Source organism: Streptomyces sp. NPDC005955, assembly GCF_042871255.1.
Lineage (GTDB): Bacteria > Actinomycetota > Actinomycetes > Streptomycetales > Streptomycetaceae > Streptomyces.
Map to the genome: position 1 here is coordinate 368782 of NZ_JBIAIF010000006.1, position 16612 is coordinate 385393.

General features: G+C 74.1%; 9 protein-coding genes. All 9 read left to right on the forward strand.

Annotation, left to right across the window (positions count from 1 at the left end; genetic code table 11):
• Nucleotides 1-71 precede the first annotated feature (71 nt).
• The 9 genes from ACFYOU_RS18115 to ACFYOU_RS18155 all read left to right on the forward strand — a co-directional run bounded on the left by ACFYOU_RS18115 (nt 72) and on the right by ACFYOU_RS18155 (nt 16570).
• Nucleotides 72-476, forward strand: coding sequence for an ATP-binding protein (locus tag ACFYOU_RS18115; protein ID WP_385484310.1), 405 nt, complete (start codon nt 72-74; stop codon nt 474-476).
• A gap of 444 nt (nt 477-920) precedes the next feature.
• Nucleotides 921-3395 carry a sodium-translocating pyrophosphatase gene (locus tag ACFYOU_RS18120; protein WP_391306741.1) on the forward strand — a complete coding sequence of 825 codons (2475 nt, stop codon included), beginning with the start codon at nt 921-923 and terminating at the stop codon, nt 3393-3395.
• A gap of 158 nt (nt 3396-3553) precedes the next feature.
• A complete protein-coding gene (locus tag ACFYOU_RS18125; protein ID WP_385484304.1) occupies nt 3554-4123 on the forward strand; it encodes a small secreted protein in 570 nt (189 codons plus the stop codon).
• A 533-nt stretch (nt 4124-4656) separates the two neighbouring features.
• The gene (locus ACFYOU_RS18130; RefSeq protein ID WP_391306742.1) at nt 4657-6141 is read left to right on the forward strand and encodes a methyltransferase; all 1485 of its coding nucleotides are present in this window, start codon (nt 4657-4659) and stop codon (nt 6139-6141) included.
• Nucleotides 6142-6296: 155 nt separating this feature from the next.
• Nucleotides 6297-6494 (forward strand): hypothetical protein, encoded by a 198-nt coding sequence (locus ACFYOU_RS18135; RefSeq protein WP_391306744.1) that lies wholly within the window; start codon nt 6297-6299, stop codon nt 6492-6494.
• Between the two features lie 315 nt (nt 6495-6809).
• Nucleotides 6810-9689, forward strand: a complete 2880-nt coding sequence (topA, locus tag ACFYOU_RS18140) for a type I DNA topoisomerase (RefSeq protein WP_391306746.1) — start codon at nt 6810-6812, stop codon at nt 9687-9689.
• A 150-nt stretch (nt 9690-9839) separates the two neighbouring features.
• Nucleotides 9840-13430: a dTMP kinase gene (gene tmk, locus ACFYOU_RS18145; protein WP_391306748.1), complete on the forward strand. Its 3591-nt coding sequence runs from the start codon at nt 9840-9842 to the stop codon at nt 13428-13430.
• Nucleotides 13431-13533: 103 nt separating this feature from the next.
• Nucleotides 13534-14766, forward strand: coding sequence for a DNA polymerase III subunit delta' (locus ACFYOU_RS18150; protein WP_391306749.1), 1233 nt, complete (start codon nt 13534-13536; stop codon nt 14764-14766).
• 142 nt (nt 14767-14908) lie between these two features.
• Nucleotides 14909-16570, forward strand: a complete 1662-nt coding sequence (locus ACFYOU_RS18155; protein WP_391306752.1) for an alpha/beta fold hydrolase — start codon at nt 14909-14911, stop codon at nt 16568-16570.
• Nucleotides 16571-16612: the final 42 nt, after the last annotated feature.

Consider the following 16612-nt stretch of genomic DNA (forward strand, 5'->3'; position numbering starts at 1 on the left):
GCACGACCCTGGGGGACCGGGCCCCGGGCCCGGTCCCCCGCACAGCACGCCGGCCCGTCCGAGGGGGACGTATGACAACCGTCGAACTCCGCTTCAGCGCACTCCCCGAGCACGTGCGGACCGCCCGTCTCGTCGCGGCGGCCGTGGCCCGTCGGGCCGGGGTCGAGGAGGCCGTGCTCGACGAGGTGCGCTTGGCGGTCGGCGAGGCGTGCACCCGCGCGGTCGGTCTGCACCAGAGCGCGGGGATCGACGCGCCGGTCCAGGTGCGTCTGATCGAGGAGGAGAAGCAGTTCTCGATCGAGGTGGAGGACGAAGCGCCCCGTTCCGGCCCCGACGCCGTCATCTCCGGTGAGAGCGCCGAGAGCGAGGACGAGATGGGCCTCGCGGTGATCAGCGGCCTGGTGGACGAGGTCGAGGTCACCGCCGGTGAGTCCGGTGGCTCCATCCGCATGACCTGGCCCAAGCCGGGACACTGACCTTCCGCCCGCCGGACGGGGTCTCCCCACGGCGGCGCGCCCTCCCCTGCACAGCGCTCCTCCCTCCCGTACGGCCGCGCCCCGGCACCGAGCCGCCCCCCCCGGGGCCCCACGCACGCCCCGGGCCCCACGACGCGGCCCACGGCGCACGCGCCCGCCTGCGCCCGAACACGGCCGGCCCCCGCCCGCGAGTGACCTGCGGCGCTCGAACGGTGCGCTCCGACGTTCCGGGCCGTGCCCACCCGAATGGGCGTGCCCTCGGGAAACACCACCCGACACACACCCGGGCCCTTTCCGGTAAACCGCATCCCAGCCATTACGTTGCTCGTGCGGATGCGAAGCGCCTGAGAATTCCCCTCACCCGGCAGCGTCATCTGCTGTGACCGGGTCGAATCCTGCGATCCGTCCACGGCTCGAGCTACGTCCCAGTCTCCAGGAGGACGAATGGCGGAGCTTTCCCGCCGGCTGGAAATCGGCCCTTCCACTCCCTCCGCCGCCGCGGTCCTGACCGGTGAGAACCGTCTGATCGTCGTGGCCGTCGCGGCCGTGGCGCTGGCTGCGCTGCTGGTGGCGGCCGTCCTGGCGCGCCAGGTCCTCGCGGCGGACCAGGGCACCGACCGCATGAAGAAGATCGCCGCTGCCGTGCAGGAAGGTGCGAACGCCTATCTGACCCGCCAAATGCGCACACTCGCCCTCTTCGCGGTGGCGGTGTTCTTCCTGCTGCTCCTGCTTCCCGCGGACGACTGGAATCAGCGGGCCGGCCGTTCGGTCTTCTTCCTGGTCGGCGCGGTGTTCTCGGCGGCCACCGGATATGCGGGAATGCGGCTCGCCGTCCGCAGCAACGTGCGGGTGGCCGCGGCGGCCCGGGCGGCCGCTTCGGGAAAGGGCGAACCGGAAAGGGACCGTGGCGTCGTCGCGCACCGGGCGATGCGGATCGCGTTCCGCACCGGCGGGTTCGTCGGCATGTTCACGGTGGGGCTCGGTCTGCTCGGCGCCTGCTGCGTGGTGCTGGTGTACGCGGCGGACGCGCCCAAGGTGCTGGAGGGCTTCGGTCTGGGCGCCGCCCTCATCGCCATGTTCATGAGGGTGGGCGGCGGGATCTTCACCAAGGCCGCGGACGTCGGGGCCGATCTGGTCGGCAAGGTCGAACAGGGCATCCCGGAGGACGACCCCCGCAACGCCGCGACCATCGCCGACAACGTGGGCGACAACGTGGGGGACTGCGCGGGCATGGCCGCCGACCTCTTCGAGTCGTACGCCGTGACCCTCGTCGCCGCGCTGATCCTCGGCGAGGCCGCCTTCGGCGACGCCGGCCTGGCGTTCCCGCTGATCGTGCCCGCGATCGGGGTGGTCACCGCGATGATCGGCATCTTCGCGGTGGTCCCGCGCCGCAAGGACCGCAGCGGCCTGACGGCGATCAACCGGGGCTTCTTCGTCTCCGCGACCCTCTCCCTGCTGCTCGTCGCCGTGGCGGTGGCCGCGTACCTGCCGTCCTCGTACGCGGACCTCGAAGGCGTCACGGACGCCGCCGTCCGGGGCCACGGCGGTGACCCGCGGGTCCTCGCGCTCACCGCCGTCGCGATCGGCATCGTGCTGGCCGCGCTGATCCAGCAACTCACCGGCCACTTCACGGAAACCGGCCGCCGTCCCGTCCGGGACGTCGCCGGGGCCTCGCGCACCGGTCCGGCCACCGTGGTCCTGGCCGGGGTCGCCCTGGGCCTGGAGTCGGCCGTCTACACCGCACTGCTCATCGGCCTCACGGTGTACGGGGCGTTCCTGCTGGGCGGCGCGTCCATCACCTTGGCGCTGTTCGCGGTGGCGCTGGCCGGCACCGGGCTGTTGACCACGGTCGGCGTCATCGTCGCGATGGACACCTTCGGGCCGGTCACGGACAACGCACAGGGCATCGCCGAGATGTCCGGGGACGTCGAGGGCGAGGGCGCCCGGGTGCTCACCGAACTCGACGCCGTCGGCAACACCACCAAGGCGATCACCAAGGGCATCGCCATCGCCACGGCGGTCCTCGCGGCGGCGGCCCTCTTCGGCTCCTACCGGGACGCCATCACCACGGCGGCGGCGGACGTGGGCGAACGGGTCGGTCCCGGTGGCCCGTTGGACCTGGTGATGGACGTCTCGCAGCCCAACAACCTGGTCGGGCTGATCGCCGGGGCGGCCGTGGTGTTCCTGTTCGCGGGGCTCGCGATCAGCGCGGTGTCCCGGTCGGCGGGCGCCGTGGTCCAGGAGGTGCGGCGGCAGTTCCGGGAGCGGCCCGGGATCATGGACCACACCGAACGGCCCCAGTACGGGCGGGTGGTCGACATCTGCACCAGGGACGCACTGCGCGAGTTGGCGACCCCGGGGCTGCTGGCGGTGCTGGCCCCCGTGGTGATCGGCTTCACCCTCGGGGTGGGGCCGCTCGGCGCGTTCCTCGCGGGGGCGATCGGGACGGGCACCCTGATGGCGGTGTTCCTCGCCAACTCCGGTGGGGCGTGGGACAACGCCAAGAAGCTCGTCGAGGACGGCGCGCACGGCGGCAAGGGCAGTGCGGCCCACGAGGCGACGGTGATCGGTGACACGGTCGGCGACCCCTTCAAGGACACCGCGGGGCCGGCGATCAATCCGCTGCTCAAGGTGATGAACCTGGTGGCGCTGCTCATCGCGCCCGCCGTCGTCGCCTTCAGCTACGGCGACGACGCCAACCCGGCCGTCCGCGCCCTGGTCGCGGTCCTCGCCCTCGCGGTGATCGGCACGGCCGTCGGGATCTCCCACCGGCGGGGCACCGCCCTGGACGGCGACGGAGGGCACGGGGGAGGCCGTGGGGGAGACGGGGGCGGGGACGACGGTCACCGGGGCGACGGACCGGGCGGCGGTGGCGCTCGACGGCCGGCCGCGACGGACGGTGCGGCGGTGGCGCCCTGACCGCGGATCGCCGCGGTCGTGAATCTTGTCTCCCCCGTCCCGTACCGCCCTTGGTGCAAATGGCTTCAATAGCGGGTGCAGCGGACAGCCCGCAGGCGATCGGCCGGCGGCCGACGTGTATGTTCCGGGGCCGAGAGGCCATGGAAGGGACCGATCCGGTGAACAAGAAGCTCGCAGTCGCACTGTCCGGCGGTGCGGTACTCGTACTGGCTCTGTCGGGATGCAGCGACGACGGCAACGAGAAGCTCGACTCCTGGGCCAAGTCGGTCTGCGACTCCGTCCAACCGCAGGCGAAGAAGATCGAGGGCGCCAACAAGGCGATCCAGGCGCAGACCGCCGACAACAGCAAGCCGGAGGACGTCAAGTCGACGGACTCCAAGGCGTTCCAGGACATGTCCGACGCGTACAAGGCGATCGGTGCGGCCGTGGACAAGGCCGGGGCACCGCCCGTGGACGGCGGCGAGACCAAGCAGCAGAACGCCGTCAAGGAGCTGAACGCCATCTCCACGGCGTACGCGGGGCTGAAGAAGCAGGTCGACGGCTTGGACACCGAGGACCAGGGGCAGTTCGCCAGTGGCCTCGACGATGTCGCCGGCGAGCTGATCAAGCTCAGCCGCAGCGGGAACGACGCCTTGAAGAAGCTGGAGGAGGGCGAAGTGGGCGAGGCCATGCGGAAGCAGGAGAGCTGCAAGACGGCGGGCGCGTCCCCGGCCGCCGCCAGCGGCTGACCCCCGCCGGTCCGCCACCCCCGGCGGCCTGACGGACCAGGCGGCCCGTCGCCCCCGGCCGGCCCGTCGCACCAGGCGGCCGGTCGCACCTCGTCCCCGTACCCGTACCACGTGCGCCCGTCTCCCCGTGGAGTGCCCGTCCCCGTCCGAGGGGTCGGCGCCCACCGGGAGGCGGGCGTCGCCGTGCCCGCCCCTGCGTGCCCGACCCGTCGCACCCGCCCGTGCGCACGCGCCCCGTCGCACCCGCCCACCGGGGACCCGCCGTCCGGGGACCTGCTGCGAGGAACCCGGTGGGTCGGCTCGCCGGCGGGGACCGGGCCCACCACCGGTCGGCGGGTCCGGGGCCGTCCCCGGTCGGACCGGCGGGGGACAATGGGCGGGTGACTCTCTCGCGGCTGCCCGTGCTCGACGGAACTGCTGGTTCCGACACCCCTGACACCTCCAGCACCCCTGCTGCACCTGATGCCCCAGGTGTCCCCAGCGTCCCCGGTACCCCCAGCACCCCGGATACCTCCAGTGCCCCCGGCGGCGTCGTGGGGGCGCTCCGGACGGCCCTGCTCGGCGCCGACTTCACCGCCGACGGCCTGTTGGAGCTGCTGGGGGCGCCCGCCTACGCGGCGCTGGCCCGCGGCGAGACCGTGCCCGCGCTGCGCGCCAGCCGCGGCGACAGCCCGTTGGAGACCCTGGTCCGGCTGTTCCTCCTGCAACAGCCGGTGCCCCGGGCCCGACTCGCGGACGTGCTGCCGGTCGCCGCCTGCGAGGCGACCGGCTGGCTCACCGAGGTCGGCGGGGACGAGTTCGCGGCGACCGTCGACGTCCGTCCGTACAGCGGCCCCGACGGCGAGGACTGGTTCATCGTCTCGGACCTCGGCTGCGCGGTCGGCGGCGCCGGCGGAGCGGTCGGCGCGGACGGCGGACCGGCCGAGGAGGGCGTGGTCCTCGGGGTGGGGGGCGCGTCCACGACCCTCGCCGGGATCACCGTGCGCACCACGGTCGGTGCCGCGCTCGACCTGGGCACCGGATCGGGCATCCAGGCGCTGCACGCCTCCCGGCACGCCACCCGGGTCACCGCCACGGACCTCAACCCGCGCGCCCTGCACGTCACCCGGCTCACCCTCGCCCTCTCCGGCGCCCCCGCCGCGGAGCTGCTGGAGGGGTCGTTGTTCGAACCGGTCGCCGACCGCGGTTACGACCTGATCGTCTCCAACCCGCCCTTCGTGATCTCGCCCGGCGCCCGACTCACCTACCGCGACGGGGGCATGAGCGGGGACGCGCTGTGCCGTGCCCTGGTCCAGCAGGCGGGCGACCGGCTGAACCCCGGCGGGTACGCGCAGTTCCTCGCCAACTGGCAGCACGTGGACGGCGAGGACTGGACCGAGCGGGTCCGCTCCTGGGTGCCCCGCGGCTGCGACGCGTGGATCGTGCAGCGCGAGGTGCAGGACGTCACCCAGTACGCCGAACTGTGGCTCAGGGACGCGGGCGACCACCGCACCGACCCGGTGGCGTACGCGGCCCGGTACGACGCCTGGCTCGACGAGTTCGCCGCGCTCGGCACCCGCGCGGTCGGCTTCGGCTGGATCACCCTGCGCAGGAGCGACGCGCCGCGCCCCTCGGTGACCGTCGAGGAGTGGCCGCACCCCGTGGAGCAGCCCCTCGGGGACGTCGTCCGCGCCCACTTCGCCCGCCAGGACTACCTGCGCGCCCACGACGACGCCGCGCTGCTCGCCGGGCGCTTCCGGCTCGCGGACGAGGTGGTGCAGGAGCAGGTCGGACTGCCCGGCGCGGAGGACCCGGAACACGTGGTGCTGCGGCAGAACCGCGGGATGCGGCGGGCCACCCGGGTCGACACCGTGGGCGCCGGGTTCGCCGGGGTGTGCGACGGCTCGATGAGCGCCGGGCGCATCATCGACGCCATCGCCCAGCTCCTCGGCGAGGACCCGGTGGCACTGCGCTCGCGGACCCCCGCCCAGATCCGGTCACTCGTCGAGCAGGGTTTCCTGGAGCCGGCCGGCGGCTGAGCACCCCTTGCCGGCGGGGGCGGTCGCCCGGACCGGGGCGGTGCACGACGGTTCACCCCGGAGGGCGGGCGGCGTTCACCCGTGGTTCGCCGCGCCGACGTCCGTACCTGCCAGCCTCCCACCGCTGGGGACCGCGGAACGGGAGGCTCTGTGCCATGGAAAGTGCGCCGGCGATCTTCGCGGGATTGGTGTTCGCCCTGTTCGGGGCTGCGTTGTTGGTGTGGACGGGGACCCGGCTGCGCCAGGGGCTGCCCGTCGCGGACGGGGTCGACCGGGCGGTGTCCGTGACGGTCGCGACCGGGGTCGGGGTGGTCGCGCTGGTCCTGGCGGCGTGGTGCTTCACCTGGGTGTGAGCCGGCGCCCGCGGGTGCCGCCCGCCTTCGCACGGGAACCCCCGGCGGGCCGCGTGGAGCGGCTCCGCGGGGCGGCCGAAACCCACGGGAGGATCACCCTCCGCACTGCGCCGGAAGGACCTGTCGACACTCCGGGCGGCAGGAAAGGTGGTAGTCGGGTTACCGTTCGAGTGGCCGTTGCGGGCTTTTCCCGTTTGACACGGGGGCGGGATGTACCGTCACACTCCGCAGCGTCAGCGTGTGGACATCCGTTCCGCACCTGCCACCGTGACGTAACGCAGCGTCATCGAGCGCCGACCGGAGAGAAGAGCGAAGTTGTCCCCGACCAGCGAGACCGCACAGGGCGGCCGCCGACTCGTGATCGTCGAGTCGCCTGCCAAGGCGAAGACGATCAAGGGCTACCTCGGCCCCGGCTACATCGTCGAGGCGAGCGTCGGGCACATCCGCGACCTGCCCAGCGGGGCCGCCGAGGTCCCGGAGAAGTACACGGGTGAGGTCCGCCGCCTCGGCGTGGACGTCGAACACGACTTCCAGCCCATCTACGTGGTCAACGCCGACAAGAAGGCGCAGGTCAAGAAGCTCAAGGACCTGCTCAGCGAGTCCACCGAGCTCTTCCTCGCCACCGATGAGGACCGCGAGGGCGAGGCCATCGCCTGGCACCTCCAAGAGGTGCTGAAGCCGAAGATCCCCGTGCACCGCATGGTGTTCCACGAGATCACCAAGGACGCGATCCGCGATGCCGTCGCCAACCCGCGCCAGCTGAACAAGAAGCTGGTCGACGCCCAGGAGACCCGCCGCATCCTCGACCGCCTCTACGGCTACGAGGTGTCGCCCGTCCTGTGGAAGAAGGTCATGCCGCGGCTGTCGGCGGGCCGCGTCCAGTCGGTCGCCACCCGGCTCGTCGTCGAACGGGAGCGCGAGCGCATCGCGTTCCGCTCCGCCGAGTACTGGGACCTCACCGGCACCTTCGGCACCGGCCGTGCCGGCGACGCCTCGGACCCCGCCTCCCTGGTCGCCCGGCTCACCGGCGTCGACGGCAAGCGGGTCGCGCAGGGCCGTGACTTCGACTCGCTCGGGCAGCTCAAGGGCGCGAACACCCTGCACCTCGACGAGGCGAACGCCCGGGCGCTCGCCGCGGCCCTGGAGCAGACGCGTTTCTCCGTCCGCTCCGTCGAGTCCAAGCCGTACCGCCGCTCCCCGTACGCGCCATTCCGCACCACGACCCTCCAGCAGGAGGCGAGCCGCAAGCTCGGCTTCGGTGCGAAGGCCACGATGCAGGTCGCGCAGAAGCTGTACGAGAACGGCTTCATCACGTACATGCGTACGGACTCCACGACCCTCAGCGAGACGGCCGTCGCCGCCGCCCGCGCCCAGGTCACCCAGCTGTACGGGGCCGACTACCTGCCCGACAAGCCCCGCACCTACGCCGGCAAGGTCAAGAACGCCCAGGAGGCGCACGAGGCGATCCGCCCGTCGGGTGATCGTTTCCGCACCCCGGCCGCCACGGGCCTGACCGGCGACCAGTTCCGGCTCTACGAACTCATCTGGAAGCGCACCGTCGCCTCCCAGATGAAGGACGCCGTCGGCAACTCGGTCACCGTCAAGATCGCCGGCACCGCCAGCGACGGCCGGGACGTCGAGTTCTCCGCCTCCGGCAAGACGATCACGTTCCACGGCTTCCTCAAGGCGTACGTCGAGGGCGCCGACGACCCGAACGCCGAGCTGGACGACCGCGAGCGCAGGCTGCCGCAGGTCTCCGAGGGCGACCCGCTGTCCGCCGACGCGCTGTCCGTCGACGGGCACGCCACCAAGCCGCCCGCCCGCTACACCGAGGCCAGCCTCGTCAAGGAACTCGAAGAGCGCGAGATCGGCCGCCCGTCCACGTACGCGTCGATCATCGGCACGATCCTGGACCGCGGTTACGTCTTCAAGAAGGGCACCGCGCTCGTCCCGTCCTTCCTGTCGTTCGCCGTGGTCAACCTCCTGGAGAAGCACTTCGGGCGGCTCGTCGACTACGACTTCACCGCCAAGATGGAGGACGACCTCGACCGCATCGCCAGCGGTGAGGCGCAGGCCGTGCCGTGGCTGCGACGGTTCTACTTCGGCGAGGGCCCCGCCCCCGTCGGCGACACCGGCCGCGCCGCCGAAGCGGGCAACGGCGACGGGGACCACCTCGGCGGCCTCAAGGAACTCGTCACCGACCTGGGCGCCATCGACGCCCGCGAGGTGTCGTCCTTCCCGGTCGGCGACGGCATCGTGCTGCGCGTGGGCCGTTACGGTCCCTACGTCGAGCGCGGGGAGCGGGACGCCGAGGGCCACCAGCGGGCGGACGTGCCCGAGGACCTGGCACCCGACGAGCTGACCGTCGCCTACGCGGAGGAACTGCTCGCCAAGCCCAGCGGCGACTTCGAACTGGGCACCGACCCGATCAGCGGCCACCCGATCGTCGCCAAGGACGGCCGGTACGGTCCGTACGTCACCGAGGTGCTGCCCGAGGGCACCCCGAAGACCGGCAAGAACGCCGTCAAGCCGCGCACCGCGTCCCTCTTCAAGACGATGTCCCTGGACACCGTCACCCTCCAGGACGCGCTCAAGCTCATGTCGCTGCCCCGGGTCGTCGGGACGGACGCCGAGGGCGTCGAGATCACCGCTCAGAACGGCCGCTACGGGCCGTACCTCAAGAAGGGCACCGACTCGCGGTCGCTCACCGCCGAGGACCAGCTCTTCACCATCACCCTGGACGAGGCGCTGGCGATCTACGCACAGCCCAAGCAGCGCGGTCGCGCCGCGGCGAAGCCGCCCCTCAAGGAACTCGGCGAGGACCCCGTCAGCGGCCAGCCCGTGGTGGTGAAGGACGGCCGCTTCGGCGCCTACGTCACCGACGGGGAGACCAACGCGACGCTGCGGGCCGCCGACAGCGTCGAGGAGATCACCCCGGAGCGGGGCTACGAACTCCTCGCCGAGAAGCGCGCCAAGGCACCCGCCAAGAAGACGGCGAAGAAGGCCGCCAAGAAGGCCCCGGCCAAGAAGGCGCCCGCGAAGAAGACGGCGGCCAAGAAGACCGCCGCCACCGCCAAGACGGCCGCCGCCAAGAAGACCGCAGCCCCGGCCAAGAAGACCGCCGCGAAGAAGACGGCGACGAAGGCCACCGCCAAGGCCACCGCCAAGGCCCCGGAGGCCGCCCCCGAGGGCTGACCCGCTCCGCAGGTCGTCCGTCGTACGGCGCCCCACCGCGCCGTACGACGGACGCGGCGACGCCCGCCCGACCCGGTGGGCGGCCCCGCGGACCACCCGGCCGGGTTCCGTCCGGAACCCGGTGTCAGCAAGGGCCGATAGGCTGTCAGGATGACCCGAGCCGAGCAGCCAACGGCCGGGAATCCGGCCCCCGACACCGCCCTGGTCGCCGATTCCCGAGAGCGCGCCATCCGCGCCCTGTTGCGGAACGCCCCCCTCAAGCGCCTCTGGGGCGCCCAGCTCATCGGGGGTGTCGGCGACGCCCTCGCCCTGCTCGTCCTGGTACTGCTGACCCTGCGGGCAGCAGTCTCCGAGGCGTCCTTCGGCGGCGACTACCGGGGCGCCGCACTGGCCGTCGCGGCCGTCCTCGGCGTCCGCCTGTTCGCGACGCTGCTCACCGGCGCGGTCCTGCTCGGCCCGCTCACCTCGCTCACTTCACCCGGCGGACTGCTGGACCGCCGCTGGACCATGATCACCGCCGACGGGCTGCGCGTCGCCCTGCTGGTCGTGGCCCCCCTGTGGCTCGACTGGACCCCCGGCAACGCCGTCATGCTGCTCCTGGTCACCACCTTCGTCACCGGCGTCGCCGAACGCTTCTGGGCGGTCTGCCGGGAGAGCGCGGCCCCCGCACTGCTGCCCGCGCCCCCGCCGGAGGGCGCCGCGATCCGCCCGCTGCCCGACCACCTCGGAGCGCTGCGGAGCCTGTCCCTGCGCACCGGCTTCGCCGCCGTGCCGCTCGCCGCCGCCGCGCTCGTCGTGGTCACCCTGGTGGGCAACCTGCTCGGCGCGGGCATCGAATGGTTCGGTGCCCACCAGGCGGCCCTCGCCTCGTACGCCGCCGCCGGACTGTTCGCCGGCTCGCTGTCCGTCGTCTGGTTCCTCAGCTTCCCCGCCACCCCGACCCCCCGCGCGCGCTCGCCGCTGGAAGGGCTGCGCCGGCCCCGCACCGGCACCGGCCCCGACCAGGGCCGCACCGGGGCGATCACCCTGCTGGTCCTGGCCTGCGCGGCCGTCGCCGCCGCGGTCGCCGCCGCGGTCGGCGTCGCCGTGCTGCACGCCGCCGACCTCGGGGGCGGGCCCGTCCTGTACGGCCTGCTGGTGCTCGCCCTGACCGGGGGCACCGTCCTCGGCATCCGGGTCGGCCACGCCGTGCTGCCAGCGCTGTCCCGGCGCCGACTGCTCGCCCTGGCCATCGCCGTCACCGGCGTCGCCCTGCTCGCGGCGGGCCTCGTCCCGGACGTGACCACGGTCCTGCTGATCATGGCCCTCACCGGCACCGCCGCCGGGGTCGCCGCCCACACCGGGCACGGCCTGATCGACCTGGAGACCGAGGAGTACCGCCGCGCCCGCACCACCGACCACCTGCACGCCGTGGTGCGCGTGTTCGTGGCACTGGGCGCGGTGACGGCCCCGGTCCTGGCCGGACTGATCGGACCGCACCGCCTGGAGAACGGCAAGTTCGTCTTCGACCACGGCGGCGCGGGCTTCACGCTCATGCTCGTCGGCGCCCTGCTGCTGCCCGTCGCGGCCCTCGTCCTCGCCCGCGCCGACGACCGCTCGGGCGTACCGCTGCGCCAGGACCTGCTGGACGCGCTGCGCGGCTCGGACCCCGCACAGGCACCGGCCGAGACCGGCTACTTCATCGCCCTGGAGGGCGGCGACGGCGCCGGCAAGTCCACCCAGGCCGAAGCGCTCGCCGAGTGGATCCGCGGCAAGGGCCACGAGGTCGTCGTCACCCGCGAACCGGGCGCCACCCCGGTCGGCAAGCGACTGCGGTCGATCCTGCTGGACGTCTCCGACGCCGGACTGTCCCACCGCGCGGAGGCCCTGCTGTACGCGGCCGACCGGGCGGAACACGTCGACACGGTGGTCCGGCCCGCGCTCTCCCGGGGCGCCGTGGTGATCTCCGACCGGTACATCGACTCCTCCGTCGCCTACCAGGGCGCCGGCCGCGACCTGTCGCCCACCGAGGTCGCCCGGATCTCCCGCTGGGCCACCGACGGGCTCGTCCCGCACCTCACCGTGCTGCTGGACGTCGACCCCGAGGCCGCCCGCGAGCGCTTCACCGAGGCGCCGGACCGGCTGGAGTCGGAGCCCCTGGAGTTCCACGCCCGGGTGCGCGCCGGCTTCCTGACGCTGGCCGCCGCCGCGCCCGGCCGCTACCTCGTGGTCGACGCGGGACAGGAGCCGGAGACCGTCACCACGGTGATCCGCAACCGGCTCGACGTGCTGCTGCCGCTGTCCGAGGCCGAGATCAAGGCCCAGGAGGAGGCGCGCAAGGCCGCCGAGGAGGAGGCCCGCCGCCAGGCCGAGGAGGAGGCCGCGCGCAAGGCCGAGGAGGAGCGGCTGGAGCGCGAGCGGCAGGAACAGCTCGCCAAGCTGCGAGCCGAGGAGGAGGAGCGCAAGCGCCGCGAGCTGGAGGAGGCGCAGCGCCGCGAGGCCGAACGCCAGGCCGAGGAGGCCCGCCGCAAGGCGGAGGAGGCCCGTCGCCGCGAGGAGGAGGAGCGCAAGCGCGCCGAGGAGGCGGAGCGCAAGCGGCTCGCCGAGGAACGCGTGCGCGCCGCGGAGGAGGAGCGCAAGCGTCGTCAGGCCGAGGAGGAGGCCCGGCTCCAGGCGGAGGCGGAGGCCCGCCGGCTGGAGCGGCAGCGCAAGGCGGAAGAGGCGCTGCTGAAGGCCGAGGAGGCGCGGCGGGCCGCCGCGGCGGCGGAAGCAGCGGAGGCCGCGCGGCGTGCCGCTGAGGCCCGCAAGGCGGAGGACGCCCGTAGGGCGGAAGAGGCCCGGCTGGCCGAGGAGGCCCGCAAGGTCGAGGAGGCGCGGCTGGCCGAGGAAGCCCGGCTCGCTGACGAGGCGCGGCTGGCTGACGAGGCGCGCCGGGCGGAGGAATCGCGCAAGGCCGACGCGGCGCGTAAGGCGGACGCGGTGCGTAAGGCGGACGCGGTGCGTAAGGCGGACGCGGCGCGTAAGGCGGACGCGGACCGGGCGGCGGACGACGCGGCTCGGCGCGCGGCTCAGTCCCGTGCGGCTGTCGAGGCCGAGCGGGCGGACGGGGCCCAGCGGGCGGCAGGGCACCCCGCGTCCGAGGAGCCGCGACGGCCCGTGGACCCCCGGCTCGGTTCGTCGGACGCCGAGGTGACCGTACCGACCCCCGTCGTGGCGAAGCCCGGCGCGCGTCCGGCCGGAGCGGACGACGACACGGCGACGCTGCCCCGCGTCCCGCCCGGCGCGGCGGACGAGACGGCGGTCCTGCCGCCCGTCCGGCCGGACGGCTCCGAGGAGGACACCGCGGTGCTGCCGCAGGTGACCGAGGAACAGGCGGCCCGGCGGTCGACGCACCGCGTGCCGCCCGGCTACTTCCGCGACGAGTTCCGTGACGCGCGCACCGACCGCCGCGCTGCGTCGCCCGAAGCCGGGAAGCCGGCCGGGGGCGAGGCCGGCGGCGGCGCCGGCGCCGGGGGCCTCCTGGGGCCCAACGACCGCACGGCCGAGCTGCCGCAGCTGGACGAGCAGGGCGTGCCCCGGCGGCGACCGCGGCCGGACTGGGCGGAGGAGACCCCGCTCGACGACCTCCCGAGCCTCGCCGACGAACTGCTCGGCCCGCGCGACGACCATGACGATCACGACGACCGCAACCACCCCGGTTACGGCCCCGGCTACGACCCCAGGGAGGGCCGGGGCGGTCGGGGCGGCCGGGGCGGTCGATGACCCCTGGATGTCCGGGGCGACCGGGGCTGTCGGTGGCGTCGTCCACAATGGACCGCGCAGACGTACGTCACGCGTACGCGGGAGACACGAAGGCGGCAGCCCCTTGACCGTGTGGGACGACTTGGTGGGCCAGGAGCGGGTGAGCGGACAGCTCGCCGGCGCCGCCCGGGACGCCGACGCACTCGTGACGGCGGCGCAGGGCGGCACCGCGGGCGCCGCCGGAGCCTCTGACGGCACCGCCTCCGAGGGCTCCCGGATGACGCACGCCTGGCTGTTCACCGGCCCGCCCGGCTCCGGCAGGGCGACGGCCGCCCGGGCGTTCGCCGCCGCGCTCCAGTGCGTCAGCCCGGACCGCGCCCTCGGCGGCGCCCCCGGCTGCGGCTTCTGCGACGGCTGCCACACCACCCTGGTCGGGACGCACGCGGACGTGGAGATCATCCGCACGGACCTGCTGTCGATCGGGGTGAAGGAGACCAGGGAACTGGTCCGCCGGGCCCAGCTCTCGCCGGCGGTGGGCCGCTGGCAGGTCATCGTCCTGGAGGACGCCGACCGGTTGACCGAGGGCGCCGGGAACGTCCTGCTGAAGGCGGTGGAGGAACCCGCGCCCCGCACGGTCTGGTTGCTCTGCGCCCCCTCCCTGGAGGACGTGCTCCCGACCATCCGCTCCCGGTGCCGCCACCTCACCCTGCGCACCCCGCCGGTGGACGCCGTGGCGGACGTCCTGGTCCGCCGCGACGGCATCGAGCCGGAAGCCGCGGCCGCCGCCGCCCGGGCCACCCAGGGACACATCGGTCGCGCCCGCCGCCTGGCCACCGACCCGAGGGCCCGGGAGCGGCGGGCCGCGGTCCTCAAGCTGCCGCTGCGGGTGGCGGACGTCGGCGGCTGTCTGCGGGCCGCGCAGGAACTGATCGACGCGGCGACCGAGGACGCCAAGGAGATGTCCGAGGAGCTCGACGTCAAGGAGACCGAGGAACTCAAGGCGGCGCTCGGCGCGGCGCAGGGCGGTCGGATGCCCCGCGGCACGGCGGGCGTGATGAAGGAGTTGGAGGACCGGCAGAAGCGCCGCCGGACGCGCACCCAGCGCGACAGCCTGGACCACGCGCTCACCGAACTGACCGGGTTCTACCGCGATGTGCTCGCGCTCCAGCTCGGCACCCGACTCGCCCTCGCCAACACCGACCGGCAGGACGCCCTGGACCGGCTGGCCCGGGAGGGCACCGCGGAGGCGACCCTGCGCAGGATCGAGGCGATCTCGGCGTGCCGGGACGCCCTGGACAGCAACGTCGCCCCGCTGCTGGCGGTCGAGGCGATGACGATGGTGCTGCGGGCGGGATGACGAGGTCCCCACGGGTGGGGATGGCGAGGTCCCTGCGGGCCGGTTGACGTCCGGGCACCCCGCCGACCTCCCGTTCACTCGTACGAGCCGATTGGCCGAAGACCCTGCGTGAGGGTTCGACCGCGGATCGTAGTCTCGGTGGATGCGTACGAGCATCATCCGTCGTGGTCCGCACCCCGTGGGGGCCCACCCGCTGTCCCCGTCCGGCCGTGCCCCGGGGAGCCCGCCCCGCGGTCCGTCCCCCGGGCGCCCGCCCGCCCGTGGCCGTCGGCCGCGCGGCCGACGCGCGGCCGGTGCCCTGCTGGCGGTCGCGGCGCTCCTGTTGCCGGGCTGTGCCGTGAGCGGCTCCACCACCGAGGTGTCGCTGGCGGGCGCCCTGCCGAGCCGCACGCCCGAGGCACTGGCCCCGTACTACGCGCAGGAGCCGCGCTGGCGGGAGTGCGCCACCGCCGGGTTCCAGTGCGCGACGCTGCGCGCCCCGCTGGACTACGGCCGCCCCGGGTCCGGTGACGTGAAGCTCGCCGTCGCCCGCAAGAAGGCGACCGGACCGGGCCGGCGCCTCGGGTCGCTGCTGGTCAACCCGGGCGGCCCCGGCGGCTCCGCGATCGGCTACCTCCAGTCGTACGCGGGGGTGGGCTATCCGGACGAGGTGCGGGCGCGCTACGACCTGGTGGCCGTCGACCCGCGCGGGGTGGCCCGCAGCGAGGCGGTGCGCTGCCTCGACGGCGCCCGGATGGACGCGTACACGCGGACCGACGTCACCCCCGACGAGCAGCGGGAACGGCAGGCCCTGGTGGCCTCGTTCAAGGAGTTCGGCAAGGGCTGCGCGAGCCGTTCCGAACGGGTGCTGCCCCATGTGTCGACGGTCGAGGCCGCGCGGGACATGGACCTGGTGCGGGCGGCCCTGGGCGACCGGCGACTCACCTTCGTGGGCGCGTCGTACGGGACGTTCCTCGGTGCGACGTACGCCGGGCTGTTCCCGGCCCGGGTCGGACGGCTGGTGCTGGACGGCGCGCTGGACCCGTCGCTGCCCGCGCGGCGCATGAACACGGACCAGACGGCCGGGTTCGAAGCGGCGTTCGCGTCCTTCGCGAAGGACTGCGTCCGGCGCTCCTCCTGTCCGCTGGGCCGCTCGGCCGCGCAGGCCGGCCCGCGGCTGAAGGAGTTCTTCCGCGCGCTGGACCGCGCACCCGTGCCCGCCGCGAAGGGCGGCCGGGAACTGGGCGAGGCGCTGGCCAGGACGGGGGTGATCGCGGCGATGTACGACGAGGGGACGTGGCCCCGGCTCCGTTCGGCCCTGACCGCCGCCATGGACGAACGCGACGGCAGCCGCCTGCTGGCCCTCTCGGACGGTTACTACGAGCGCGGTGCCGACGGCGAGTACGGCAACCTGATGTTCGCCAACGCCGCGGTCAACTGTCTCGACCTGCCCGCGGCCTTCACCTCGCCGGACGAGGTCGAGGTGGCGCTGCCCGACTTCGAGGCGGCGTCGCCGGTCTTCGGCGAGGGGCTGGCCTGGTCCGCCCTGAACTGTGCGTACTGGCCGGTCCCGGCGACCGGTGCCCCCCGCCGCATCGAGGCCCGGGGCGCCGCTCCGATCCTGGTCGTCGGCACCACCCGGGACCCGGCGACCCCGTACCGCTGGTCCGAGGCCCTCGCCGACCAGCTCGCCTCCGGGGTCCTCCTCACCTACGACGGCGACGGCCACACCGCGTACGGGCGCGGATCCACCTGCGTCGACTCGGTGATCGACCGCTACCTCCTCACCGGCACCCCGCCCGCCGACGGGAAGCGCTGCTCGTAGCGGTGCCCGGGCCGCTCTCCCGGGGGTGGTCCGGAGCACTAG